Annotated in this window: 23 protein-coding genes and 1 riboswitch; of the genes, 6 read left to right on the top strand and 17 right to left on the bottom strand. The window is 63.2% G+C overall.

The annotated features are described in order from the left end of the window. Positions 1 to 260: 260 nt before the first annotated feature. From BXA07_RS13035 to polA, 3 genes are all read right to left on the bottom strand, one after another. On the bottom strand, positions 261 to 1019 hold the full coding sequence (locus BXA07_RS13035; RefSeq protein ID WP_076568336.1) for a ZIP family metal transporter: 759 nt from the start codon (positions 1017 to 1019) through the stop codon (positions 261 to 263). Between the two features lie 241 nt (positions 1020 to 1260). After that, positions 1261 to 2145 carry a dienelactone hydrolase family protein gene (locus BXA07_RS13030; protein ID WP_076568335.1) on the bottom strand — a complete coding sequence of 295 codons (885 nt, stop codon included), beginning with the start codon at positions 2143 to 2145 and terminating at the stop codon, positions 1261 to 1263. Positions 2146 to 2175: 30 nt separating this feature from the next. Next, on the bottom strand, positions 2176 to 4938 hold the full coding sequence (gene polA, locus BXA07_RS13025) for a DNA polymerase I (RefSeq protein ID WP_076568334.1): 2763 nt from the start codon (positions 4936 to 4938) through the stop codon (positions 2176 to 2178). Positions 4939 to 5243: 305 nt separating this feature from the next. Between polA and BXA07_RS13020 the strand changes: the two genes are divergently transcribed. From BXA07_RS13020 to BXA07_RS13010, 3 genes are all read left to right on the top strand, one after another. Further along, on the top strand, positions 5244 to 5639 hold the full coding sequence (locus BXA07_RS13020; RefSeq protein WP_076568333.1) for a hypothetical protein: 396 nt from the start codon (positions 5244 to 5246) through the stop codon (positions 5637 to 5639). An 83-nt stretch (positions 5640 to 5722) separates the two neighbouring features. Continuing rightward, positions 5723 to 6679, top strand: coding sequence for a homoserine kinase (locus BXA07_RS13015; protein WP_076568332.1), 957 nt, complete (start codon positions 5723 to 5725; stop codon positions 6677 to 6679). Positions 6680 to 6681: 2 nt separating this feature from the next. Further along, complete coding sequence (locus BXA07_RS13010; RefSeq protein ID WP_076568331.1) at positions 6682 to 7473, top strand: BPSS1780 family membrane protein; 792 nt, start codon at positions 6682 to 6684, stop codon at positions 7471 to 7473. Between the two features lie 64 nt (positions 7474 to 7537). Here BXA07_RS13010 and BXA07_RS13005 read toward each other — a convergent pair whose 3' ends face one another. Continuing rightward, positions 7538 to 9847 (bottom strand): UvrD-helicase domain-containing protein, encoded by a 2310-nt coding sequence (locus tag BXA07_RS13005; RefSeq protein ID WP_076568330.1) that lies wholly within the window; start codon positions 9845 to 9847, stop codon positions 7538 to 7540. A 110-nt stretch (positions 9848 to 9957) separates the two neighbouring features. Between BXA07_RS13005 and BXA07_RS13000 the strand changes: the two genes are divergently transcribed. Together BXA07_RS13000 and BXA07_RS12995 are read left to right on the top strand one after the other, a co-directional pair. After that, positions 9958 to 10233, top strand: coding sequence for a hypothetical protein (locus BXA07_RS13000; protein WP_076568329.1), 276 nt, complete (start codon positions 9958 to 9960; stop codon positions 10231 to 10233). Then, a complete protein-coding gene (locus tag BXA07_RS12995) occupies positions 10230 to 10754 on the top strand; it encodes a GNAT family N-acetyltransferase (RefSeq protein WP_076568328.1) in 525 nt (174 codons plus the stop codon). Before BXA07_RS13000 ends, BXA07_RS12995 begins: the two co-directional genes overlap by 4 nt. A 13-nt stretch (positions 10755 to 10767) precedes the next feature. Here the strand turns inward: BXA07_RS12995 and BXA07_RS12990 are convergent, their stop codons facing one another. The 12 genes from BXA07_RS12990 to BXA07_RS12935 all read right to left on the bottom strand — a co-directional run bounded on the left by BXA07_RS12990 (position 10768) and on the right by BXA07_RS12935 (position 22349). Continuing rightward, the gene (locus tag BXA07_RS12990; RefSeq protein ID WP_139335553.1) at positions 10768 to 11622 is read right to left on the bottom strand and encodes a hypothetical protein; all 855 of its coding nucleotides are present in this window, start codon (positions 11620 to 11622) and stop codon (positions 10768 to 10770) included. 192 nt (positions 11623 to 11814) lie between these two features. Next, positions 11815 to 12921 (bottom strand): S-(hydroxymethyl)glutathione dehydrogenase/class III alcohol dehydrogenase, encoded by a 1107-nt coding sequence (locus BXA07_RS12985; RefSeq protein WP_076568326.1) that lies wholly within the window; start codon positions 12919 to 12921, stop codon positions 11815 to 11817. A gap of 215 nt (positions 12922 to 13136) precedes the next feature. Then, positions 13137 to 13772, bottom strand: coding sequence for an ANTAR domain-containing response regulator (locus BXA07_RS12980; RefSeq protein ID WP_076568325.1), 636 nt, complete (start codon positions 13770 to 13772; stop codon positions 13137 to 13139). A gap of 78 nt (positions 13773 to 13850) precedes the next feature. Next, entirely contained in the window at positions 13851 to 14474 is a 624-nt protein-coding gene (gene thiE / locus BXA07_RS12975; RefSeq protein WP_076568324.1) for a thiamine phosphate synthase, read from the bottom strand. 10 nt (positions 14475 to 14484) lie between these two features. Beyond that, the gene (locus BXA07_RS12970; protein ID WP_076568323.1) at positions 14485 to 15249 is read right to left on the bottom strand and encodes a bifunctional hydroxymethylpyrimidine kinase/phosphomethylpyrimidine kinase; all 765 of its coding nucleotides are present in this window, start codon (positions 15247 to 15249) and stop codon (positions 14485 to 14487) included. Then, a complete protein-coding gene (locus tag BXA07_RS12965; RefSeq protein ID WP_076568459.1) occupies positions 15249 to 16043 on the bottom strand; it encodes a thiazole synthase in 795 nt (264 codons plus the stop codon). Before BXA07_RS12965 ends, BXA07_RS12970 begins: the two co-directional genes overlap by 1 nt. Before the next feature lie 25 nt (positions 16044 to 16068). Further along, positions 16069 to 16281: a sulfur carrier protein ThiS gene (gene thiS, locus BXA07_RS12960; protein ID WP_170846499.1), complete on the bottom strand. Its 213-nt coding sequence runs from the start codon at positions 16279 to 16281 to the stop codon at positions 16069 to 16071. An 11-nt stretch (positions 16282 to 16292) separates the two neighbouring features. Next, on the bottom strand, positions 16293 to 18206 hold the full coding sequence (thiC, locus tag BXA07_RS12955) for a phosphomethylpyrimidine synthase ThiC (protein ID WP_076568322.1): 1914 nt from the start codon (positions 18204 to 18206) through the stop codon (positions 16293 to 16295). Positions 18207 to 18285: 79 nt separating this feature from the next. Continuing rightward, a riboswitch (TPP riboswitch) is annotated at positions 18286 to 18401 on the bottom strand. A gap of 108 nt (positions 18402 to 18509) precedes the next feature. Next, positions 18510 to 18767 carry a hypothetical protein gene (locus tag BXA07_RS12950; RefSeq protein ID WP_076568321.1) on the bottom strand — a complete coding sequence of 86 codons (258 nt, stop codon included), beginning with the start codon at positions 18765 to 18767 and terminating at the stop codon, positions 18510 to 18512. Positions 18768 to 18821: 54 nt separating this feature from the next. Then, the gene (locus BXA07_RS12945) at positions 18822 to 19628 is read right to left on the bottom strand and encodes a response regulator (protein WP_076568320.1); all 807 of its coding nucleotides are present in this window, start codon (positions 19626 to 19628) and stop codon (positions 18822 to 18824) included. Positions 19629 to 19656: 28 nt separating this feature from the next. After that, entirely contained in the window at positions 19657 to 21561 is a 1905-nt protein-coding gene (locus BXA07_RS12940; protein WP_244556263.1) for a hybrid sensor histidine kinase/response regulator, read from the bottom strand. A gap of 47 nt (positions 21562 to 21608) precedes the next feature. Next, complete coding sequence (locus BXA07_RS12935) at positions 21609 to 22349, bottom strand: Crp/Fnr family transcriptional regulator (protein WP_076568319.1); 741 nt, start codon at positions 22347 to 22349, stop codon at positions 21609 to 21611. 238 nt (positions 22350 to 22587) lie between these two features. Between BXA07_RS12935 and BXA07_RS12930 the strand changes: the two genes are divergently transcribed. Next, positions 22588 to 24672: a putative bifunctional diguanylate cyclase/phosphodiesterase gene (locus BXA07_RS12930; RefSeq protein ID WP_244556262.1), complete on the top strand. Its 2085-nt coding sequence runs from the start codon at positions 22588 to 22590 to the stop codon at positions 24670 to 24672. Here BXA07_RS12930 and BXA07_RS12925 read toward each other — a convergent pair. Beyond that, entirely contained in the window at positions 24669 to 25709 is a 1041-nt protein-coding gene (locus BXA07_RS12925; protein WP_076568457.1) for a porin, read from the bottom strand. The two genes, BXA07_RS12930 and BXA07_RS12925, sit on opposite strands and share 4 nt — an antisense overlap. Positions 25710 to 25753: the final 44 nt, after the last annotated feature.

The raw sequence follows: 25753 nt of genomic DNA, 5'->3' as shown, positions 1-25753 counted from the left end.
CGGGATGCAAGCATCCGCGTTAACAGGAGCGCTAACGACAACGGAGTACCAGGAAAGGACTCGTAAGGGAGGGTAACTTTGCTCTGGCCAGGTTATCGCAGCGCGATAGAACGTGGGCAAGAGCTGGCAAATGCGCTTAAAGAGCGTGCGCGCCACAAGGCGAGCAACAAGTTTTCTTCCATTATATTTTCCTCCTTTCTGTGCAAGTTAGTCAGAAAGGCAATATAGCATAGATGGTATTACGCCGGCAGAACGGCGTATCAACCGCCGTGGCGCTTGTGCGTCAAGAACAGCACGATGCACACGCCCAGCGCGATCAACAGCACTTGCGGGATGGTTTCGCGCAGGGTGGCGCGGCGCTGCATCTGCGGCATCAGGTCGGACAGGGCGATATAGATGAAGCCGGACGAGGCGAACACGAGCACGTAAGGGATCAGATTGCTGGCGCGGTCCAGGGTGAAATAGCCGAGCAAGCCGCCCGCCACCGCCATCATGCTGCACAACAAGTTGAACACATAGGCGCGCAGGCGCGAGAAACCGGCGTTGAGCAGCACGATAAAATCGCCGATTTCCTGCGGGATTTCATGCGCGATGATGGCCAGGCCCGTGACCAGGCCCAGCTTCGGGTCGGCCAGGAAGGCGGCCGCGATCAAAATGCCGTCCGTAAAGTTGTGCATGCCGTCGCCGACGAGGATCATCCAGCCGGCCTTGCCCGCTTCGTGCTTGTCGTGGCCGTGCGCGTGGTGGTGGCCGTCGCCTTCATGGTGGTGCGAATGGCGCAGGATGGCGAATTTTTCCAGCATGAAAAAGGCCAGCAAGCCCGCCAGCAGGGTGGCGAACAGGCTGCGCGGGTCTGCCTGGGACTCGAACGCTTCCGGCAAGGCGTGCAGCAAGGACGTCGACAACATGATGCCGACGGACAAGCTGACCATGCGTTCGACCACTTTGGACAGGAATGCAAACGAAAAGATCGCCGCCGCGGTAATGCTCAACACGCCCGCGATCGTGGTCGCGAGCAAAATGGATAAAAGGACGGGATCGATGATTTTCTTACCTCAAAATGGCGCCGGGTCACGGGCGCCCGCTGTGCTGGCGTCTGGCCTGATGACTATTGCTTATTATTTAATTTTTTTGCGCGCATGGCGGCGGCGTAGCGCTGCGAAGATGCAATTGTACTGCATTTACACGAACCGGGCATATTACAGCCCGGTACGCTTCTCGCGGCAACTTCTGGAAAATACAGCTATTTTCTGTTGCGGCTCACGCCACGCCGTGGCTCTTGAACCAGGCTAAACAACGCGCATAGCCGTCTTTCGCATCGGCCGCCACATAGCTGGGGCGATAATCGGCGTTGAAGGCGTGGCCCGCATCGGGATAGACGACGAATTCCGACTTGTTGCCGCCCTTGGCCAGCGCATCTTTCATCTTGCCGATCGATTCCTGGCTGATGCCCGTATCCTTGCCGCCATACAAGCCCAGCACGGGCACTTTCAAGGTGGCGGCGATGTCGATAGGGTTGCTCGGCTGCAAGGCAGTCGCTTCGCCCACGAGGCGGCCATACCAGGCCACGCCCGCCTTGACGGCCGGATTGTGCGCCGCGTACAGCCAGGTAATGCGCCCGCCCCAGCAAAAGCCCGTGATGCCCAGGCGGCCTGTATCGCCCCCGTTCTGCTTCGCCCACGCAACAACCGCGTCGAGGTCCGCCATCACCTGCGCGTCCGGCGTCTTGGCGATGATGCCTTTCATTAATTCCGGGATGCTGGCCACCTTGGTCGGATCGCCCTGGCGCACGAACAGATCGGGCGCCAGCGCCAGATAGCCCTGCTTGGCGAAACGGCGCGCCATATCGGCGATATGTTCATGCACGCCAAAGATTTCCGAAATGACCAATACCACGGGCAAACCCGTCTTGCCCTCCGGCTGGGCCGCATAGACGGGCACGGCCTGGCCATCGACCATCACGGACATGGTGCCCGTGACGAGGCCGGCGGAATCCGTCTTGATGACGTTTTGCGCCGCCACGGGCAGCACGGCCACGGCAAAGCCCGCTCCCAGCGCCACCTTCAGGAAACCGCGCCGGCCATCCGGCCCGGTCACGCTGCTCTGGCCCAGCAAACTTTCACAATCGGTGATCATGTCGCTCATGCGCTTCTCCTGAAAATGTTGGTTTATAAATTAGTGCGCTTCGTCCCAGTTCTTGCCGACGCCCACCTCGGCCGTCAACGGCACTTTCAGCGCGGCCACGCCTGCCATCAGTTCCGGCAGCTTGCGCTTGACCAGTTCCAGCTCGGCCTCCGGCACTTCCAGCACCAGTTCATCGTGCACCTGCATGATCATCTTCGTTTGCAAGCCGTCCGTTTCCAGCCATCCTTGCACGGCGATCATGGCCAGCTTGATCAGGTCGGCGGCCGTGCCCTGCATCGGCGCGTTGATGGCCGCCCGTTCCGCGCCCTGGCGGCGCGGGCCGTTCGGCGAATTGATTTCCGGCAACCACAAGCGGCGGCCGAACACGGTTTCCACGTAGCCGCGCGCCTTCGCTTGCTGGCGCGTGTCTTCCATGTACTGTTTTACGCCCGAGAAACGGGCGAAATAGCGGTCGATATAGCTTTGCGCGGCCGCGCGGTCCACGCCCAGGTTACCGGCCAGGCCGAAGGCGCTCATGCCGTAGATCAAACCGAAGTTGATCACCTTGGCGTAGCGGCGCTGTTCGCTCTGCACTTCCGCGGCCGGCACGCCAAAGATCTCGGCGGCCGTGGCGCGGTGGATGTCGATGCCGTCGGCAAACGCGCGCAGCATGGCTTCGTCGCCCGAGATATGCGCCATGATGCGCAATTCGATCTGCGAATAGTCGGCCGACACGATGTGGCTGCCCGGCGGCGCAATGAACGCTTCGCGGATGCGGCGGCCTTCCGCGCTGCGGATGGGAATATTCTGGAGGTTCGGGTCGTTCGACGCCAGCCGTCCCGTCACGGCCACGGCTTGCGCATAGTTCGTATGCACGCGGCCCGTGGTGACGTTGATCATCTTCGGCAATTTGTCCGTGTAGGTCGATTTCAGCTTGGCCATGCCGCGGTATTCCAGCAGCACTTTCGGCAGCGGATAATCCTCGGCCAGCTTTTGCAGCACTTCCTCATCCGTCGACGGTGCGCCCGTCGGGGTTTTCTTGACCACCGGCAGCTTCAATTTCTCGAAAAAGATTTCGCCGATCTGCTTGGGCGAACCCAGGTTGAACGGCTGCTCGGCCAGCTCATACGCCTTCTTTTCCAGTTCCAGGATCTTCACGGCCAGCTCGGCCGACTGGATGTTGAGCAATTCGTCATCGATCAGCACGCCGTTGCGCTCGATCTTTTGCAAGACCACGGCCGTCGGCATTTCGATCTTTTCATAGATGAACGTGAGCTTTTCATCGTTCGCCACATTGCCCCACATGGCATTGTGCAAACGCAAGGTCACGTCCGCATCCTCGGCCGCGTACTTCGCCGCCTGCTCCACCTCGACCTGGTTGAAGGTGATCTGCTTGGCGCCCTTGCCGCACACGTCCTCGAACGGGATGGTCGTGTAGTTCAGGTGGCGCAGGGCCAGGCTGTCCATGTCGTGTTTCTTGTGCGATTCGAACACATACGATTCGAGCAGGGTGTCGTGGGCGATGCCGCGCAGGGTCACGCCATGGTTGGCGAAGATATGGCTGTCATATTTCAGGTTCTGGCCCAGCTTGGGCTTGTTTTCATCTTCCAACCACGGACGCAGTTTCGCCAGCACGTGTTCGCGCGACAACTGTTCCGGCGCGCCCGCGTAATCGTGGGCCAGCGGGATGTAACAGGCGGCGTGCTCGGCCACCGAGAGGGAAATGCCGACCATTTGCGCCGTCATCGGTTCGAGCGAGGTGGTTTCCGTGTCGACGGCCGTCAGGGCAGCCGCGTCGATCAGGGCGATCCATTTGTCCAGCTGTTCGTCCGTCAGCACGGTTTCATACTCGGCCTCGACGCCTGGCGCGGCATCGGCGAACATGTCGCCCGTCGTGTTGACGGCGGCCGCGCCGGCGGCAGGCGGTGCGCCGACGGGCGACATGGGCGGCGGCGTGGCGCCCAGTTCGCGCAGCAGGGCCTTGAAGCCGTAGCGCTGGAAGAAGGCCAGCAGGGCTTCCTTGTCTTCGTGTTTCGCCACCAGCGAGTCGGCGATGGTCGTCATGTGGCCGGACAGATCGCAATCGGTCTTGACGGTGATCAAGGCGCGCGCCTGCGGCAGCCAAGGCAGGGCCGTGCGCAGGTGTTCACCGACGGCGCCGCCCACATTGGCCGCGTTTTCCATGATGCCTTCCAGGCTGTCGTATTGCGTCAGCCATTTGACGGCCGTCTTCGGGCCGCATTTCGATACGCCCGGCACGTTGTCGACCGTATCGCCGATCAGCGACAGATAATCGATGATGCGGTTCGGCGGCACGCCGAACTTGGCCAGTACGGCCGCTTCATCGAGCTTTTCATTGCTCATGGTATTGATCAGGGTCACCTGGCTGTTGACCAGCTGCGCCAGGTCCTTGTCGCCCGTCGACACCACCACGTTCATGCCGGCGGCGGCCGCCTGCACGGCCAGGGTGCCGATCACGTCGTCCGCTTCCACGCCGTCGACCATCAGAATCGGCCAGCCCATGGCGCGCACGGCTTCGTGGATCGGTTCGATCTGCAGGCGCAGGTCGTCCGGCATCGAGGCGCGCGTGGCCTTGTACTCGGGATACATGTCATCACGGAAAGTTTTACCTTTGGCATCGAACACGCAGGCGATATACGCGGCCGGGTAGTCGGCGCGCAGGCGGCGCAGCATGTTGACCATGCCGTGCATGGCGCCCGTGGGATAGCCGTCCGGGCTGCGCAGGTCGGGCAGCGCATGGAAGGCACGATAGAGGTAACTGGAACCGTCGACTAACAGCAGGGTGTTTTGCATAATGCCAATAAAATAAGGTGAGCCGCGCCAGCCGGGAAGAAACAGCGGCGGGCGGGTGGAATATCGCCCAATTATCGCAGAGTTTAGGGCCGCGCCACCTGCCGCCACGCGCGCCGTTGCTGGCGTTTTTGCCAGCCTGGCGGCCCCGAACTGGCGCGCAGGCGGCCGCTGCCAGCCATTTGCGCGCATTTAATCAGCCGTATTAAGCAGCATTGCCTACCAGTTTGTTACAATGCCTTATAGATAAATTGACGGCTTTACAGCACTGCACGCGCTGCAGTCCCTCACTTGGAAGCGAACCCATCATGATGCGTACATCGACACTCTGGCCATTCCTCGCCCTGCCCCTGCTGGCATGTTCAGCCATCGCCAGCGCCCAGACGCCGGCCAAACCGAGCGAAGCGCCGCCACAGCTCGAACGTATCGAGGAAATGGGCGAAGCGCCCATCACCGTGGCGCCGGCCGCACCAAAACAACAGATTACGGAAAAACGCGAAGCGGGCGTCACCAGCGAGGTGAAAGTCACCAGCGGCGGCAGCACTTATTACATGAAGCCGGCCGCCGGCGCCGACCAGGCCAACGGCAACGCCCTGCGCGGCCCGCAGTGGAAAGTGCTGGAATTTGACCTGGGCAAGAAGAAACAGAAGCAACGCGAGGAAGAGGCCGCGGACGCGCCTGCGCCGCCCGCCCCCGCGAAGTAAGCTGCCACGATCTGACGCCCTGCCCCGGCCACCTGCGGGGCAGCCGGCTTTTTTTGACCTTTTAGACCATTCCCCTCTTTCCCATGGCAGTTTTTACCGCGCTACACCTGGACGATATCGGCCAGTGGATCACGCAATTTCCACTTGGCAAGCCATTGGCCCTCAAAGGCATCGCTTCCGGCATCGAGAACAGCAATTTTTTCCTGAGCACGGAGCGCGGCGAGTATGTGCTGACGATCTTTGAAAACCTCAGCTTTGAACAATTGCCGTTTTATCTGCAGCTGATGCGCCACCTGGCGGACCGGGGCGTGCTGGTGCCCGCGCCGATCGCCAATGCGGATGGCGAACTGGTGACGGCCCTGCAAGGCAAGCCGGCCGCCATCGTCAGCAAGCTCGACGGCAGTTCGCAGATGGCGCCGCAAGCCGTGCATTGCGCCGCTGTCGGCGCCATGCTGGCGAAGATGCACCTGGCGGCCCGGGATTTCCCCCTGCAGCAGCCGAATTTACGGGGCCTGGAATGGTGGAACGCCACCACGCCGCTGGTCTTGCACCACCTCGACGACGCCAAAGCCCACCTGCTGCGCGCGGAAATCCATTTCCAGGACGCGTTTGCCGCCTGCGATACGTATAAGGCCATCCCGCGCGGCCCCGTGCATGCCGACTTGTTCCGCAACAATGTCATGTTTGACGGCGAGCAACTGACGGGCTTTTTCGACTTTTACTTTGCCGGCTGCGACACCTGGCTGTACGACGTGGCCGTCACCGTCAACGACTGGTGCGTGGACCTGGACACGGGCGTGCTCGATACCGTGCGCGTGCGCGCCCTGCTCGACGCCTACCGGGCCGTGCGTCCGTTTACGCAGGAAGAACAGACGGCATGGCAGCCGATGCTGCGCGCCGCCGCCCTGCGCTTCTGGCTGTCGCGCCTGTACGATTACTACCAGCCGCGCGAGGCCGAAATGCTGACCCCGCACGACCCCACGCACTTCGAACGCATTCTGCGCGAACGCATCGCCACACCTGCCCCGGAACTGTTTTAAACATGGAAAAATTACCTGCAAGTACAGGCTGGCAATGGGTGAAACAGGGTTTCGCCCTGTTTCGCAAGCAGCCCGGCGGCCTGTCGATGCTGTTTCTCGGCTATATGTTCTGCATGCTGGCCATCAGCATCATCCCCCTACTCGGCCAGTTGCTGCCCGTCATACTCGTTCCCGTATTTTCCGTCGCTTTCGTGCAAGGCTGCCTGCACATCGACCAGGGCAAGCGCGTCCTGCCCAGCCTGTTGATGTCGGGCTTCCGCAAGCCGGCCTTCCCCGTCCTGCTGGGCCTGGGCGTGCTGTACATCCTGATGGCCATCGTGGCCATCGGCGCCTCGACCCTCGTCGACGACGGCTTGCTGTGGCAACTGGTCACCGGGCAATTGACGGAAGAAGCGGCGCGCGCCGCCATCCCCGAATCGCGCCTGGGCCTGGGCATCCTGCTGGCCATCGCCATGTACGTGCCGGCCGCCATGGCCTTCTGCTTTGCCGCGCCGCTGATCTACTGGAAACAGGTCAGCCTGGGCAAGGCGCTGTTCTTCAGCTTTTTCGCCGTCTGGCGCTCGCTGTCGGCCTTCATCGTCTTCGCCAGCACGTGGTTTGCCATCAGCGTCGTCACCAGCCAGCTGCTGGCCATGCTCTTCGGCCGCACCCCGCTGATGATGCAGATGATGATGCCGCTGTCGATGATATTGACCATCATCATGCATTGCTCGTTCTACGCCGCCTACCGCCAGATCTTCGGCCTGCCCGTCGATGAGGGCAAGACGGTGTCGCTGGACAAGCCGAACGACTGATTTCGGCTCCGCATAAAAAAAGGGCAGCCTGCGCAGGCTGCCCTTTTTATTGCTGTTCAGGAAACTAGCGGCCCAGGCGTTCCAATTTGGCGATGCCCAGGTCCAGCACCTTCATGCCATGCTGGCCGAAGTTGATCTGCGCGCGCGCATTGCCGCCGCCGCCTTCGATATTGACGATCACGCCTTCGCCGAACTTGGCGTGCGCCACGGATTCACCGATGCGCCAGCCGCCGCCCGTGGCTTTTTGCGCGATCTTTTGTGCAATCGCATTGTCCGAGCCGAGGCTGGCCACCTTGGGCGCCTCGTCCCAGGCCGACTTGCGGTTGCCGAACCAGTTCGCCTGCACCTTCGGCGACAGCCATTTCAGCGATTCTTCCGGCAATTCGTCGAAGAAGCGCGACTTCATGTTGTAGCGCGTCTGGCCGTGCAGCATGCGCGTCTGCGAAAAGCTCATGTAGAGCCGCTTGCGCGCGCGCGTGATGGCCACGTACATCAGCCGGCGTTCCTCTTCCACGCCATTGTCTTCCTTCGAGCTGCTTTCGTGCGGGAACAGGCCCTCTTCCAGGCCCGTAATGAACACATTGTCGAATTCCAAGCCCTTGGCCGAGTGCACCGTCATCATCTGCAGCGCATCCTGGCCCGCCTGCGCCTGGTTGTCCCCCGCTTCCAGCGACGCGTGCGAGAGGAAGGCGGAGAGCGGCGACATCACGGCCGGCAGCGGCGCGTCCGCGTCGAGTATCTCGATGCCGTCCTGGTTGACGACGGGCGCGCCCGACTGCGCCTGGGCGGCGGGACCCAGGTGGGCCGGCGCCGCCTGGCCGAAACCTTCTTCGGACACGAACTGGCTGGCCGCGCTGACCATCTGCTCCAGGTTTTCGATGCGGTCGGCGCCTTCCTTTTCATTCTGATAATGCTGGAGCAAGGTACTCGCTTCCAGCACGACTCTGACCATTTCCGGCAGGGACAATTGCTGCGTTTCGAAGCGCACGCCTTCGACCAGTTTCACGAAGCCGGCCAGCACGCTGCCCGCCTTGCCCGCCACATACGGCACGGCCGCGTACAGCGAAATGCCGTACTGCTCCGACGCAGCCTGCAATTGCTCGATCGAGCGCATGCCGATGCCGCGCGTGGGGAAGTTGACCACGCGCAAGAAAGCGGAGTCATTGTGCGGATTGTCCATCAATTGCAAATAAGCAATTGCGTGCTTGACCTCGGCGCGCTGGAAGTAGCGCTGGCCGCCATACACGTGGTACGGAATCGCGGCCGAGAACAGCGCATGTTCGATCACGCGCGACTGCGCGTTCGATCGGTACAGAATCGCGATTTCGCTGCGCGAGGCGCCGTCGGCGATCAGGCTTTTCGCTTCTTCGATGATCCACTGCGCTTCCTGCAGGTCGGAACTGGCTTCATACACGCGCACCTGCTCGCCATGGCCCGCGTCCGTGCGCAAATTCTTGCCCAGGCGCTTGCTATTGTTCGCGATCAACACGTTGGCGCTGTCGAGGATGTGGCCGTGCGAGCGGTAGTTCTGCTCCAGCTTGATCAAGTTCTTCACTTGGAACTCGTGCTCGAAGGCGCTCATGTTGCCCACATTCGCGCCACGGAAGGCATAGATGCTCTGGTCGTCGTCGCCGACGGCAAACAGGGCGCCGCCATCGCGGCTGCCGTGGCCGGCCAGCAATTTCAACCAGTTGTATTGCAGGTTGTTCGTATCCTGGAACTCGTCCACGAGGATGTGGCGGAAGCGCGCCTGGTAATGCTCGCGCAACGGTTGATTGCGGCTAAGCAATTCATACGTGCGCAGCAGCAGTTCCGCAAAATCGACGACGCCTTCGCGCTGGCACTGGTCGTCGTACAACTGGTACAACTCGACCATCTTGCGCTCGTGCGCGTCATACGCTTCCACGTCCGTGGCGCGCAAGCCCTGGTCCTTGGCATTGTTGATGAAATACATCACCGTCTTCGGCGGGAATTTCTCATCATCAATGTTGTTCGCCTTCAACAAGCGCTTGATCACCGACAACTGATCCTGCGAATCGAGGATCTGGAACGTCTGCGGCAAGGCCGCGTCGCGGTAATGCGTGCGCAGCAAGCGGTTGCACAGGCCGTGGAAGGTACCGATCCACATGCCGCGCGTGTTGATCGGCAGCATGGCCGACAGGCGCGTGAGCATTTCCTTGGCGGCTTTATTGGTAAACGTCACGGCCAGGATGCCGGGCGGCGATACCTGCTGGGTCTGGATCAGCCACGCGATGCGGGTGGTCAGCACGCGGGTCTTGCCCGAACCGGCGCCGGCCAGGATCAGCGCATGCTGGGCCGGCAGGGTGACGGCAGCCAATTGTTCGGGATTGAGGTTGTGAAGAAGATTTTGCATCCCGTGATTATACCGGCATGGCTAAAAATACTGTGCATTTGTCCAGCGGTCGCGCCGGATTCGCCGCGTGCGCGCTACAATCGGCGTCCCGACACTGCGGCCTGTATCCCATGACACCACCCACCCACCTCGACGGCGCCCGCGTACTGGCCTGGGCCTGGTCCGACCTGCCCTTCGGCCACGTCACCGACGAGCATGGCGCCGCTCCCGCCGCCATCCACGGCCTGGCCCTGTGCCAGTATGCGGGCGAGGCGCGCGTGTACCGTTTCAGCTGCGATGCACACTGGGAAACGCTGCAGGACGAGGCATATGCGAGCGAAGACGAGGCCAGGGCGCAGCTGCCGGCGCAATACCGGGCCGTGGCCGCCGTATGGCATGCGCCATGAGCCATGTGATACGCGCGGCCGGCGGCGCCGACCTGCCCCTGCTGGCCCAGGTCGAGCGCAGCGCCGCAGCCCTGTTTGCCCAGGCAGGGGAAGAACTGGCGTGGCTGGCGCAAGGGGAGCCCTTGCCACTGGACACCTTACAGGAACTGCAGCGGCACGACTGCCTGTGGGTGGCCGCCGATGGACAGAATGCACCCGTGGGTTTCCTGGGCGCCGAGCTGCTGGACGGGCAGTTGTTCATCGTGGAATTGTCCGTCGCCCTGCCGCAGCAACGACAGGGACTGGGCACGCGCCTGCTCGATGCGGCCACGGCCCACGCCCAGTCCCTGGGGTGCGCCTGGCTGACACTGAGCACCTACCGCCACCTGCCGTGGAACGGGCCCTACTATGCGCGCCACGGTTTCAGCGAAATCGACGCCGTGGCGCTGGGCGCGGGACATGCGCGCAAGCTGGCGCGCGAAGCGCAGGACGGGCATGAACCGGCGCTGCGCTGCCTGATGCGCAGGCCGCTGGCGCGCTGATGCGGCACAACACTCAGCGCACCAGTCTAGCCTTGCCCTCGCTGAGGGCCTGGGCAATCACCTGGCGCGTGGCCTTGTCGGCCGCCTTGGTGGCCTTTTCCTGCTGGCGTCCCAGCGCTTCCATTTGCTTGCCCAGGGTTTCCATCGGCTTGCTGCGCTGATCCATCTGGCGCGACAGCACATCCACCTTGTCTGCCTCGCGCTCTTGCGCGGCGGCAATGCGGTCGTTGACCTCTTCCATCGCGTCCTGCGCATCTTCCATCTGCTGCTGCAGGCGTTCCACCTCGCGCCCGGCAGCGCGGCGCGCCGTCTCCGTGGTCGCCTGCGCCTGGCGGCGCGCCGCCTCGCCCATCTTGCGGCCCAGTTCCTGCTGCTGGCGGCCCAGCGCCTGCAGTTGCGCCACATCGCGCGCGCCGACGTTCGCCTGCGCGGCGCCATGCGCGCCCATCTTGCTGCCCAGTTCGCCCATCGCCTTGCCGTGTTCGCTCATCTGCTTGCCCAGGCCGCTCATCTGCAAGCCCAGATCCTGTGACGGCTTCCAGGCGTCGCGCACGCGGGCCAGCAGCGCGGCATCCTGCGTCACATAGCCCTTGCCCTGGTCGCGGAACCACAGGAAATGCCCCTTGAGCGAACGCTGCAGCTGCTTGATCTGCTGGCCGTCGACATCGGTGCCGGCCATGGTGACGCTATCCTCGCTGCTGTCGACAAGCGCGTAGCCATCGCCGCTGCCCATGGAAATATTGATGTGCTTGCTCGGCGCGGCCGGTGCGGCCGGCGGCGCGGGCGGCTCCGGCGGCTGCACGGCCAGCGCGCTGCCGCCAAGCAAGATACCGGCCAGGCTGAGGATCAAACGGTGGGAAGTGGACATGGCTGCCTCGTCGCAAAAGTAGGGGAGCGTTGACTGTAGCGGCAACCGAACCTGTCCTCCAGCGCGGTGCGACAGGCGGCAAGAAGACCCGCCTGGGCGGCAGATAGGCGCGATGGATGGCAAAGCGGCAAGCAAAAAAAACGGAGGCCGAAGCCTCCGCAAAAACGCCGTGGTACGGCGTATCTCAATGCATTAATACAGCACGACGGAGCGGATCGATTCACCGCTCTTCATCAGGTCGAAACCCTGGTTGATGTCGTCGAGCTTCAGACGGTGCGTGATCAAATCGTCAATATTGAGCTTGCCTTCCATATACCAGTCGACGATCTTCGGCACGTCCGTGCGGCCGCGCGCGCCGCCGAAGGCGGAACCTTTCCATACGCGCCCCGTCACGAGCTGGAATGGACGGGTAGAAATTTCCTGGCCCGCTGCCGCCACGCCGATGATGATGGACTGGCCCCAGCCCTTGTGGCAGCATTCCAGCGACTGGCGCATGGTGGTGGTGTTGCCGATGCATTCGAAACTGTAGTCGGCGCCGCCGTCCGTCAGCTGCACGATGGTATCGACCACGTTTTCCACTTCACTGGCGTTGACAAAATGCGTCATGCCGAACTTGCGCGCGATGGCCTGGCGCGCCGGGTTGATGTCGACGCCGATGATTTTATCGGCGCCGACCATCTTCGCCGCCTGGATCACGTTCAGGCCGATGCCGCCCAGGCCGAACACGACCACGTTGGCTCCCGCCTCGACCTTGGCCGTGAACAGCACGGCGCCCACGCCGGTGGTGACGCCGCAGCCGATGTAGCAGACCTTGTCAAACGGCGCGTCTTCGCGGATCTTTGCCAGCGCGATTTCCGGCACGACGATGTAATTGGAAAAGGTCGAGGTGCCCATGTAGTGGAAGATGGGCTTGCCGTCGATGGAAAAGCGCGAGGTGGCGTCCGGCATCAGGCCGCGGCCCTGGGTCGAGCGGATCGACTGGCACAGATTCGTCTTTTGCGACAGGCAGAACTTGCACTGGCGGCATTCCGGCGTGTACAGGGGAATGACGTGGTCATCCTTTTTCAGGCTTTTCACGCCCGGCCCCACGTCGACGACGATGCCGGCCCCTTCATGGCCCAGGATGGACGGGAAGATGCCTTCGGGATCGGCGCCGGACAGGGTGTAGTAATCGGTGTGGCAAATGCCCGTGGCCTTGATCTCGACCAAGACCTCGCCCTCGCGCGGGCCGGCCAGGTCGACTTCTTCGATGGTCAGCGGGGCGCCCGCCTTCCAGGCAATCGCTGCTTTGGTTTTCATGTATGTCCTGTCAAAATTTTAAGGTGCGCTACAGCGCGCCAGCATTAACCATGATAGCAAGACAATTCGCCGATGACGAGTGCACGCCCGTTCGGAACGCCACGACGTCTGACAAAAATCGTAGCGAGCGGATGTGAGTTGTGGCCGAGAGGCGCAGCTGTGCGCATGCACAGTGAGCATCGTCGGCCGCAAATCGCACCGCGCAGCAGATTTCCTCAGACGTTCTTCTTGGCCCGGTTCAGGAAGGCGCCGTGCAAGCCGTTCAGGGTTTCCTCGGCCAGCAACAGCTGGCTGGCGATTTCATTGATCTTGCGGCGGCTGGAGCGGGCGTGGTCGCGCAGCACTTCGAAGGCCGTGTTGCGGTCCGTCTGGAACTTGCCCATCAGCAAGCCAACGGCCAGACTCGTTTCGCGTCCGGCGGCCAGGGCCGCGTTCAGGTTCAGCTCGGTACGGCGCAGCTGGCGGATCTCGTCGGCACGGGCCAGGCCCGCTTCGAAGGCAGGCATCAAACGGCCTTCATCGACGGGTTTGACCACGTAGCCGACGGCGCCATAGGCGGCCGCCTGCTTGCCCGATTCGCTGTCGCCGCTGCCGGACAGGAACATGAAGGGCACGCCCGTCTCGCCATGCAGGCGCTTGGCCAGTTCCAGGCCGGACATGCCGGGCATGTGGATGTCGAGCAAGGCCAGGTCCGGCTCGCGCTGGGCGACCAGCTGCAGCGCCACTTCGGCCGAATTGGCCAGGGCCGTCTCGTAGCCGGCATGGCGCAGGACTTCGCCGAGGAATTCCAACAGGAGCTGGTCATCGTCAACGATCAGGATAAGGCGTTTCGCGGCGGCTGGCTGACTCATGGGTGGGGAACCTCGGTAATGAATGATGTTCTTATTATATGCCGATTATTGCCCCAAATCAGCCTTGCACCCCCATGCTCATGCAGCAAATAATTGATTGAATTGCTGCACTGCAATATCCACATCATCCGCCTCGTATGCATTGTTAAAGACGCTGCTGATGGCGGCCACCATGTCGGCGCCGCGCGCCACGAGCGGCGCGGCGTTCTCCGGCGTCATGCCGCCGATGACCACGCACGGCAAGGCGATCTCGCGTTTCGCCTGCAGCACGATGTCCAGGGGCGTGGTCACCGGATACTTTTTCACCAGCGAAGGATAAAAGCCGCCGAAAGCCACGTAGCTGGCGCCGCCGGCCTCGGCCGTCCTGGCCAGGGCCATGTCGCCATAGCAGGACGCGCCGACGATCTTGTCCTTGCCCAGCCGGGCGCGCACCTGCGCGACGGACGCATCCGTGCCGCCCACGTGCACGCCGTCCGCATCGAGCTCTTCGCACAGCGCGATAAAATCGTTGATGATGAAGGGCACGCCAAACTTGCGGGCCAGGGCCAGCAGGGCGCCCGCCTGCTCGCGCCGCTGCTGCGCCTCGGCGCTCTTGTGACGGTATTGCAGCAGGGCCACGCCGCCGTGCAAGGCCTGTTCCGTGATGTCGAGCAGGCGGTCGGTGTCGTCCCAGTTCGGGGTAACCAGATACAGTCCACGCATGATGTTTTCCTTATTGAATGAATCGTTGCGGCATGAGTTGACCTGGCGCAATGGCATACGCATGGGACAAGGCCGCATGGCAATAGCTTTGCGCGCCATCGAGCGCGTCTTGCATCGGCACGCCTTGCGCCAGCCGCGCCGCGATGGCCGAGGCCAGGGTACAGCCGCTGCCGTGAAACGCGCCGGGCAAACGGGGCCAACGCCACTCGCGCTCGCCGCCCACGGCGTCAAACCAGCGGTTGACGACCGTCTCGCCCTCGCCATGGCCGCCCGTCACCAGCACGTGGCCACAGCCTTGCGCAAGCAGGCGGCTTGCGCCGCCGAGGGCTGCCGCTTCCGGCCCGTTCGGCACGATCACGCTCGTCACCGGCAGCAAGGGCGCCAGCGCCAGCACGGCGTCGTCACGGCTGAGCACGTCGCCATGGCCGCTGGCCAGCACGGGATCGAGCACGACGGGCAAGTCCGGCCGGGTCTGGCGCAATTGCCCGATCAGCTGCGCAATGACGGCCGCATTCGCGGCGCTGCCGGGAATGCCGATTTTCACGGCATGAATCGCCATCTTGTCGATCAGCGCCTGCGCCTGCCGGCGCAGCAGCTCCGGCGCCACCGGCTCGACAGCAAACACGCGGTCATTGTCTTGCACCGTCAACGCCGTGATCACGGGCAAGGCATGCGCGCCCTGCGCCGCAATGGCGACCATATCGGCGGCGATGCCGGCACCGCCCGACGGGTCGACGCCGGCAAACACCAGCACCGTCGGCAACGTTGGCACCATCACGCCAGGCGGCCCGCCATCGGCGACGATGGGGAAGCGGCAAATTTTCGCGGCATGCGCCCGGCCAGAAACGCTTCGCGCCCGGCCCGCACGGCCAGCTTCATGGCGCGCGCCATGCGCACGGGATCGCGCGCGCCGGCAATGGCCGTATTCATCAGCACGCCATCGCAGCCCAGTTCCATCGCAATGGCCGCATCCGACGCCGTGCCCACGCCCGCGTCCACCAGCACGGGGACTTTCGCCTGGTCGATGATCAAGGACAAATTCCACGGATTCAGGATGCCCATGCCCGAGCCGATCAAGGAGGCCAGCGGCATGACAGCCACGCAGCCGATGTCTTCGAGGATCTTCGCCTGGATGGGGTCGTCGCTGCAGTAGACCATCACGTCAAAACCGTCCTTGACCAGCGCCTCGGCGGCAATTAACGTTTCCGGCATGTGCGGGAACAGGGTCTTTTCATCGCCCAGCACTTCCAGTTTCACCAGATTGCGCCCGCCCAGCAGTTCGCGCGCCAGCTGCAGGGTGTAGACGGCATCTTTCGCGTTGTAGCAGCCGGCCGTGTTCGGCAGTATCGTGTACTGGTCGGGCGGCACGAAGTCGAGCAGGCTGGGCGCGTTCGGGTCCTGGCCTATGTTGACCCTGCGGATGGCCACCGTGATGATCTGCGCCTCGGCCGCATCCGTCGCTTCGCGCGTCTGCGGCAAATCCTTGTACTTGCCGCTGCCCACCAGCAGGCGCGATTGATATTGCTTGCCTGCGATGGTCAGCAGGTCCTTGTTTATTTCCGTATTCATATTCTGTTCCTTGTCTTTTCTCAACTTAGCCACCGCCGATGGCGCGTACTATTTCCACCTGGTCTTGCGTTTGCAAGACCTGTCCCGGCCACGCCTTGCGCGGCACGACATTGCGGTTGACGGCCAGCGCCAGCGCCTGGTTTTCCAGCGACAGTGCGGCGATCAATTGATCGAGGGTCTGCCCCGGCGGCACCTGGTGCGGTGCGCCGTTGAGCGTGATGGATATCAATGCAGGCATCACGCTCTCCTTCAGACCTTGCGGTACAGCTCGGCGCCGTTCTTGATGAATTCGATGGCCTTGATTTCCATGCCCTGCTTGAGCGCCTTGTCTTCCGCGATGCCCATGCCGGCCGCGTATTCGCGCACTTCCTGCGTGATCTTCATGGAACAGAAGTGGGGGCCGCACATGGAGCAGAAATGCGCCACCTTGGCCGAATCCTTGGGCAGGGTTTCATCGTGGAATTCGCGCGCCTTGTCCGGGTCCAGGCCGATGTTGAACTGGTCGTCCCAGCGGAATTCGAAGCGGGCTTTCGACAGGGCGTTGTCGCGGATCTGCGCGCCCGGATGGCCTTTCGCCAGGTCGGCCGCATGCGCCGCGATCTTGTACGTGATGATACCGTCCTTGACGTCCGCCTTGTTCGGCAAGCCCAGGTGCTCCTTCGGCGTCACGTAGCACAGCATGGCCGTGCCGTACCAGCCGATCATGGCCGCGCCGATGCCCGAAGTGATGTGGTCGTAGCCGGGCGCGATGTCGGTGGTCAACGGTCCCAGGGTGTAGAACGGCGCCTCGCCGCACTGTTCCAGCTGCAAGTCCATGTTTTCTTTAATGAGCTGCATCGGCACGTGGCCCGGACCCTCGATCATCACCTGTACATCGTGCTTCCAGGCAACCTGCGTCAGCTCGCCCAGGGTCTTCAGTTCGCCCAGCTGCGCCTCGTCGTTGGCGTCGTAGATGGAGCCGGGACGCAAGCCGTCGCCCAGCGAGAACGACACGTCGTAGGCCTTCATTATTTCGCAGATCTCTTCGAAATGCGTGTAGAGGAACGATTCCTGGTGGTGCGCCAGGCACCATTTCGCCATGATGGAGCCGCCGCGCGAGACGATGCCCGTCAGGCGCTTGGCCGTCATCGGCACGTAGCGCAGCAGCACGCCCGCGTGGATGGTGAAATAGTCGACGCCCTGCTCGGCCTGCTCGATGAGGGTGTCGCGGAAGATTTCCCACGTCAGATCTTCGGCCTTGCCGTTGACCTTTTCCAGCGCCTGGTAGATGGGCACGGTGCCGATGGGCACGGGGCTGTTGCGCACGATCCATTCGCGCGTTTCGTGGATGTGCTTGCCGGTGGACAAGTCCATCACGTTATCGCCGCCCCAGCGGATGGCCCAGGTCATCTTTTCCACTTCCTCGCCGATCGACGAAGTAACGGCCGAATTGCCGATGTTCGCGTTGATTTTCACGAGGAAATTGCGGCCGATGATCATCGGCTCGACTTCCGGGTGGTTGATGTTGGCGGGAATGATGGCGCGGCCGCGGGCGATTTCCTCGCGCACGAATTCCGGCGTGATCTCGGCCGGAATGCTGGCGCCAAACGACTGGCCCGGGTGCTGGCGGCCCATCAGCTCGGCCAGGCGCTCGCCCATGGGGCCGGAAGCCTTGAGCTCGCGCAAATACTCCTGGCGGCGCATGTTTTCGCGGATGGCCACGAATTCCATTTCCGGCGTGATGATGCCCTGGCGCGCGTAATGCATCTGTGTAACATTCTTGCCGGCAATGGCGCGGCGCGGCTTGCGGTGCAAATTAAAACGCAGCTCGGCCAGTTTCGGGTCCGCCAGGCGGGCGATGCCGTAGTCGGAAGTGGGGCCGGGCAGCTCTTCCGTGTCGGCCCGCTCCATGATCCACGGCAGGCGCGGCGTATCGAGGCCCGAGCGGATGTCGATCTGCACGTCCGGGTCCGTGTACGGGCCGGAAGTATCGTAGACGTAGATCGGCGGATTCTTTTCGCCGCCGAACGACGCTTCCGTGTCGGACTGGCTGATCTCGCGCATGGGCACGCGGATGTCGGGGCGGCTGCCTTCGACGTAGATCTTGCGGGAATTGGGCAGCGGCGCGATGGCGGCTTCGTCGACCGTAGCGGTGGCGGAAAGAAATTTCGGATTGGCGTTCATTTTGGCTCCTTGGCTAGACTTGTTTTAAGCCTGGAGCCAGCTAAGGAGGTTCGGAATTGTGCACGCGGAAAGGCGGGGTGCGTTCATCCTAAAGCTTCCCTTCGCTGGCATTATCCAGATCAGGTTCGGAGGGTATTTCTCACCCGCGCTTGCACTGTGTTTCCACAGCGAAAGGCAGGACCCCTAGCGTTTGCCGCCTTGCGGCAGCGAGCCAATTATACGCGGTTCGCGCCGCGTGGCCAGATGATTTCTTGCCGGTGTCGTGTTTGCGCATCTGCTGCAATGCAGCAGACACGGTCGCGCTTATTTCTTCTTGCCCCAGCGCCAGCTGGTCGGTTCACCCTTGCGCTGGCAAATGAAAATCAGCGCGGCGACGATGGCCGCTTCATAGACGATGTAGCCCACCAACATGGTTTCCGGCGGGAACAGGAAGGCGCCGCAGGCGAACAGGGCCAGCGCGGCCAGGAACACGAGCCAGCCCTGCCAGGTGATGGGCAAGCCCCAGCCCCAGCCATAGGTCTTGGCGGGGAACCAGTATTGCGGTGGTGATTTGTCAGCCATGATGCTTTCCTTGTCGATGTGGATGGCAGCAAGTATAAATCAGGCGCTCACCAATCAAACAATGCGCAGGCGCTCCGTGACATCGAGGCCGATGCCGCGGTAGCCGATGAAGCGGCTGCCATTGTCGAACATCGGTTCGCCGCTGACCTGCAGATACTGCGTGCTGCCGTCGAGGTTGGCGCGGCTGTAGATGAAATCGAGGAACGGTTCGCGCGCGGCAATCTTGGCGTCGAGCAGGGCGCGCTCCGCGGCGTTCCAGCGCTGCGGCTCTTCCTCGCTGCCGATGCCCAGCATTTCGGCCACGGGGCCGGAAAAGCGCGTCAAATTGCCCTGCGCATCCTGTTCCCAGTACCAGTCGGACGACAGTTCCGTGAAGCGCTGGAAGCGCGCTTCGCTTTCGCGCAGCTCCGCCGTGCGGTCTTCCACCATCTGTTCCAGCGACTTGTTGTATTCCGCCAGCTTCTGGTACAGCAAGCGCACTTCCAGCATGTTGTGGATGCGCGTCTTGACCTCCACCAGGTCAAAGGGCTTGCTGACGAAATCCTTGGCGCCCGCCTGCAGGGCACGCAGCTTGTGGCCAGGCTGGGCCGTGATCACCAGCACGGGCAGGTAGCTGCCCGCTTCGAGGTCGCGCAAGCCTTCCATGACTTCGAAGCCATCCATTTCCGGCATCTGCAAGTCGAGCAGGATCAGGTCGTAGCGGTGCTGCCGGTGCAGCGCGTGCACGGCTTGCGGGTCCATGGTGGACGTGATGTGCGTGTAGCCGGCATTGCGCAGCACCTGTTCCAGCAGCATGACGTTCGCCTCCTGGTCATCGACGATGAGGATGCTGGCGTTCAGGATCTCGGTGGCTTGAAGCATGGCGGTATTCCTAAAATTGAGTGCTGAATTAGCGTATTGCGTGAGTGTCGTCGGCCAGGCCGTGCGCCGCCGCATGGTGCAGGGCCACGTCGAGCGCGTCCATGAACTCGACGACCTTGATCGGCTTGGTCAGGTAGCGGAAGAAGCCCGCCTGCAAGCCTTTTTCAATGTCGCGCGGCACGGCGTTGGCCGACAGGGCCATGACGGGAATGTGGCTGGTGAGGGGATCATCATGCAGGATGTGCAGCGCGCCGTAGCCGCTGATGCCGGGCAGGTTGATATCCATCAAGATCACGTCCGGCTGGTAGGTGCGCGCCAGGTCGATGCCCAGGTGCGCATCGATGGCCGTGAGCAATTTCAAGTCGCTGCGGCGGGCGATCAATTGCTCGACCAGCGCCAGGTTGGCGGGATTGTCTTCCACATACAGCAAGGTGCGCTGGCTTTCCTGCGGTTCCTGCACCTGCGGCAGTGCGTCGCCGTCGCCCAGCACCAGTTCCGGCGCGCTGCTGGCGGCCAGCTCGAACCAGAAGGTGGTGCCCACGCCGACGGCGCTGTCGACGCCGATGGTGCCGCCCATCAATTCGACCAGTTGCTTGGTGACGACGAGGCCGATGCCCGTGCCCTCTTCCGTGCTGTTTTCCTGTCCCAGGCGATTGAACGGCTGGAACAGCTGCGCCACCTGGGCCGCGTCGAGGCCGGCGCCGCTGTCGCGCACGCTCACGCGCACGCGCTCGCCATGCCGGCTGCATTCGACGGTGACGGCGCCGCCGCCCTGGTTGTACTTGATGGCGTTCGACAGCAGGTTGATCATCACCTGCTTCACGCGCGTGCGGTCCGCATGCACATAAAAGGCCTTGCCGCAGCGGGGGAAATGCATGCGGATGCCGCGCTTTTCCGCCTGCGGCGCGATCATCGCCTGGCAATCCTGCAGCACGTCGAGCAGCGACATCGCTTCCTGCGACAGGGTGACCTTGCCCGATTCGATCATGGCCAGGTCGAGGATTTCATTGATCAAACGCAAGAGATACCAGCCGCCCTTGAGGATTTGCTCGATCGAGCGCTGTTGCGGCGGGCTGGGCGGCGGCACGTCGGACGCCATCAGCTGGGCAAAGCCCAGCACCGCGTTCAGGGGCGTGCGCAACTCATGGCTCATGCTCGACAGGAATTCGGACTTGGCGCGGTTGGCCTTTTCCGCCACCAGGCGCGCCTTCTTCAGCTCGACATTATTGGTCTCGACCAGCGAACGCGTGTATGCCTGCTGCTCGCGCAGGCGCTGGTCCAGCAGCGCCTGTTCCGCCTCGACCTGCTTGCGCACCGTGTTGTCGGTGCCGATCAGCAGATAGCCGATGACCTTGCTCTGCGCGTCGCGCAGGGCCGTCACGGAGACGATGGCGGGGAAACGGCTGCCATCCTTGCGAATGTGGGTCAGCTCATAAATGTCTTCGATGCCGCGCATGGCCTTGAACACGAGCGCTTCCACGCCCGGCGTGATGGGCGTGTCGAGCTCGACGCTGAGGGCGGCCGCGCGCGTGACGATTTCTTGCGCGTCGGAAATACCGGCCGGCGTCAGCTTGTCGACCACGTCGCTGGCCGCGTAGCCGAGCATGCGTTCGGCGCCCACGTTGAAAATCTGGATCACGCCCTGCGCATCGGTGGCGATGCACGAGAAATTGGCGCTGTTGAAGATCGCGTCCTGCAGGGCGCCCGCCTTGAGCAGCTGACGCGGCAGGCTGGCCGCCACCGTGCGCCGGTACAGCGCCACGAGCAGCATCAGCAGCAGGAAGACCAGTGCATCGATGACGCAGGCCGTCTCGAACGGCGCGCGCCAGGCCAGCGCGCCGACGGCCAGCAGGGCGACGGCGCTGAACGAGAACGCCAATGCCATGGGCCAGCGCGAGGGGGCGCGGTTAGGATTATTTTCAACTGAGTGCATGGGTAGCCTGGGCTGGGACAACAATAAAAGGGAGGAAAATGCGGCGCTTAGCGGCCCTGGCGCTGGCGCACGTCCGACAGCAGGCGCGCGAATTCCTTCTTGACGACGCCATAGCATTCGCAGACATTGCCTTCGAGGCCGGCGCGGTCCTGCACGGTGATATGGCCGCGCCGATAACTGATGAGGCCGCGCTGCTGCAAGCGCCCCGCCGCTTCCGTCACGCCTTCGCGGCGCACGCCCAGCATGTTGGCGATCAGTTCCTGCGTCATCGTCAGCTCGCGGTTCGGCAGGCGGTCCATGGTCAGCAGCAGCCAGCGGCACAATTGTTGCTCCACCGTATGGTGGCGGTTGCACACGGCCGTCTGCGACATTTGCGTGATCAAGGCTTGCGTATAGCGCAGCAGCAAACGCATGACGGGACCGGCGCGGTCGAATTCTTCCATCAGCAGGTGGGCCTTGAGCCGGTAGCCGACGCCGCCCGTCTGCACGACGGCGCGGCTCGGCGTCGAATTGCCGCCCATAAACAGCGACACGCCCACGATGCCCTCGTTGCCGACGCCGGCGATCTCGGACGAGCCGCCGTTTTCCAGCAGGTAATGGATGGAAACGATGGCCGTGGTGGGAAAGTACACATGCTGCAGCTTGTCGCCCGAGTCGTAGATCACGTCGCCGAGCAGCATGGAGACTTGCTCCAGGTGGGGTGCCAGGCGCGCGAAATCGGCGTCGAGCATGGCGGCGAGCAAATGGTTTTGATTCGGGTTGTGCAGCTGGGCATGCGGACTCGACATGGGCAGTTTTCCTGGTTTCCAGTCGTCAGCTAGGGAGATAAATGAAAGACGTCCGAACGAGGGGCGCCATATGCAGCAGCGTAACACAGCGCCCGCACAATACCCCCACTATATTTCTTGCTGGCATGTACGTCCGTTCGGCAGCGAACGGACGTGCATCGACCGCGCGCCCTACAGTCAATCACTGCCAGGGCTGCCGGATCACGGATCGGCGCCGGCGCTGCCACCGGACGCCATCATGCAATCATTCTTCAAACGTATCTCCATCTCCGTCTCCACCTCGGCCCTGATCACCCTGGCCGTCGGCCTGTGCCTGACGGGCCTGTGCTACGCCTCGGCGCGCCAGATCGAGTCGGAAAGCACCCGGCTGCTGCTGCAATACCAGGCCAGCGGGCACACGCTGGGTGCGGCCCTGCTGCCGGCCAAGGGCATGGGCCTGGACGCCAACCATCGCGGCTCGCTGTATGTGCTGCTGGGCGGACTGCTGTCGAGCCTGCTGGCCACGGCCTATGTGTACCAGCTGGTATCGCGCAATTCCGTGATTGCCCGCATCACGGGCGAACGCACGGCAGCCTTGCAGTTTGCCAATTTGCGCCTGTCCGAGGATATCGCCGCGCGCATGCGCAATGAAAAATCGCTGCGTTTGCGCGAGCGCATCATCGAAGTGTCGGCCAATGCCATCATCCTGTGCAGTGCCGATGCGCCCGGCCACCTGATCGAATACGTCAATCCCGCTTTCGAGCGCATCACCGGCTATGCTGCCGCCGAAGTCATCGGCCAGCGCCTGGAAGACTTGCAGGGCCCCGAGCAGGGGCGGCAGGACATGCACGCCATTACGGCGGCCCTGCGCGAACAGCGCGAGGGCAAGGCCATCGTGCGCAATTTCCGCAAGGATGGCAGCTGCTACTGGAGCGAGCTGTTCGTCGCGCCCGTGCGCGACGATGGCGATGGCCCCGTGAGCCACTTTGTCGTGGCGCAATACGACATCAGCACCGTCATGCGCTTCGAGCAGGAACTGGAATTCCAGTCGCGCCACGACATCCTCACGGGCCTGGCCAACCGTGCCCTGCTGCGCGAACGGCTGGAGCAGGCGATGGCCGTGACGCGCCGCAGCACCCTGCCCCTGTGGGTGGTGTTCATCGATCTCGACCGCTTTAAATTCGTCAACGATACCCTGGGCCACGATGCGGGCGACCAGGTGCTGAAGAACGTGGCCGAACGCCTGCGCGACGCCACGCGCGACGTCGACACGGTGGCGCGCCTCGGCGGCGACGAATTCGTGCTGCTGCTGCCCCAGCACGGCAATGGCGAGCCGGGCGCCGCCATGCTGCAGCGCATCCAGGACGCCGTGGCGCAGCCGCTGCAACTGGGCGAGTATGAATTTTGTCTCAGCTGCTGCATGGGCGTGGCCGTGTATCCCGACGATGGCCAGAATGCCGACACCCTGATCAAGCATGCCGACATCGCCATGTACCGCGCCAAGGAGCAGGGACGGGGCCACTGGCAATTCTATGCCTCGGGCATGAATGCGGGCACCCTGGAGCGGCTGGGACTGGAAAGCGAATTGCGCCACGCGCTGGCGCGCGGCCAGTTCCACCTCGAATACCAGCCCCAGCTGGATCTGGCCAGCGGCGCGGTCGTGGGCATGGAAGCGCTGCTGCGCTGGCAGCATCCGCAGCTGGGGCGCATACCACCGGCCAGCTTCATCGGCCTGGCCGAAGAGATGGGCTTGATCACGCCCATCGGCGACTGGGTCTTGCGCACGGCCTGCGCACAGGCACGCGCCTGGCAACTGGCCGGACATGGCCCGCTGCGCCTGGCCGTCAACCTGTCGGCGCGGCAATTCAAACAAAAAAACCTGCTGCAGGCGGTGGCGCAGGCGCTGGCCGAGACGGGGCTGGCAGCGGCCCATCTGGAACTGGAATTGACGGAAAGCATGGTCATGCATGACGTGGAACAAGCCACGGCCATCATGGGCAATCTGAAGGCGCTGGGCGTGCAACTGTCGATCGACGACTTCGGCACCGGCTATTCCAGCCTGGCCTACCTGCGCCACTTCCCCATCGACGTGCTGAAAATCGACAAGACCTTCGTCAGCGACATCACGCACAGCATGGACGACGCGGCCATCGTGCGCGCCATCATTTCGCTGGCGCACAGCCTGCGCCTGAAGGTGATTGCCGAAGGCGTGGAAACGGCGCAGCAGCTGGCCTTCCTGCGCCAGCACGGCTGCGACCAGATGCAGGGCTATCTGTTCAGCCGTCCGCTGGCCGCGTCCGCCTTCGAGCAACTATTACTGCAGGGACAACTCCTGCCCGCTTAAAAAGCGTGGCGCATGCCGATGTTGAAGGCGCGGTTACCGCTACCCGCTTCCGTGGCGTTGCCCACCATGTAGGCGGCGTCGTTGCGGTTGCGGATGTGTGCGTAGGCAAGATATACCTTGCTGCGCTTGGACAAGGCGTAGGTGGCGCCGATGGCCAGCTGCTGCGCATCGCGGTTGGCCGCGTCGCGGTCATCCTTGCGCACGTACGAGGCCAGCAAGGTCGTCGCGCCGAGCGGCACGGAGACGCCGACGATGGCGTCGCGGCTGTCCGTCGAAGCGGCGGGCGCCTGCGCCGCGCCATACGGGTTTTCCGCGAAGAACATCGAACTGCCCTCGCCCGTGTTGCGGCCATAGCCGGCAAACGCCGTGGCCACGCCGAGGTTGTAGTTGCCCGCCAGAATGGTGTTGTTCGCGTCAGCCTTGCCCGGCTCGCCGGCACGGCTTTGGCGCGCCAGGCGCAGGGTCAAGGGACCGTTGACATAGCCCAGGGACAGGCCCAGCGAACGTTGATCTGCCGCAATACCCGTGTGTTCGCCAGCACCATACATGACGGTGGCCGTCACGCCGCGCAGTTCGGGCGAGGTGTAGCGCACGGTATTGTCGATGCGCGTGGCCGAAAAGCCGGCCAGGTTGGTCGCCGCGCCCGCGAAGCCGCCCTCGAAGGGGTCGGCCACGTCCGTCAGGGCCTGGCTTTGCAGATTGTACTGGCGTCCCACGGTGAGCATGCCCAGCGGGCTGTCGATGCCGACAAAGGCCTGGCGGCCGAACAATTGCCCTGCCTGGTCGGAGCGGCCCGTGTCGCTCAGGACGCCCGCTTCCAGGGTGAACACGGCTTGCAAGCCATTGCCCAGCGCTTCCGTGCCGCGCAAGCCCAGGCGCGAGCCGGCCGAGATGCCGCTGGTGATCTTGCTGACGCCGCCTTCCTGCACCAGGCCCGCATCCATCAGCCCATAGACATCGACGGACGACTGGGCATGGGCGGCAGGCAAGGCGCCGAGGGTGGTGGCAAGACCTGCAACGATGGCGATTTTTTTCATGATGATTTCCTTGTAAAAGCGAAACCAGGAAAGCAGCGGCCACG

It is taken from the genome of Janthinobacterium sp. TND4EL3 (genome assembly GCF_900156175.1).
Classification (GTDB): Bacteria; Pseudomonadota; Gammaproteobacteria; order Burkholderiales; family Burkholderiaceae_D; genus Janthinobacterium.
This window is presented reverse-complemented; position numbering and strand designations above follow the sequence as displayed.